Below are 222 nucleotides of genomic sequence, written 5' to 3' on the forward strand. Positions count from 1 at the left end.
TGGTGTCGGTGCCATGGGTCACCACAAAACCATCGTATTCTTCATAGTGGTTCCAGATTGCCTGCGCAATCTGTTTCCAGTGATCCGGGTGGATATTGGTGCTGTCCAGCTGAATTGATAAGAAGGAAGACCACGATGAAACGTATTTTGATGTTGGCGACCGGCGGAACGATTGCCACGCTGAAAACAGATGACGGCAAGGTGCCGCAGCTTACCTCTCAG

At 50.9% G+C, this 222-nt stretch carries 1 protein-coding gene; it reads right to left on the reverse strand.

Annotated features, from left to right (window positions below):
• Positions 1–190: asparaginase domain-containing protein (locus H6B10_RS19125; protein WP_204652499.1), on the reverse strand; the 190-nt coding region annotated here is incomplete at its 3' end.
• Positions 191–222 lie beyond the last annotated feature (32 nt).

Origin of the sequence: Gemmiger formicilis, assembly GCF_016901605.1 — a bacterium.
Lineage (GTDB): Bacteria > Bacillota > Clostridia > Oscillospirales > Ruminococcaceae > Gemmiger > Gemmiger formicilis_B.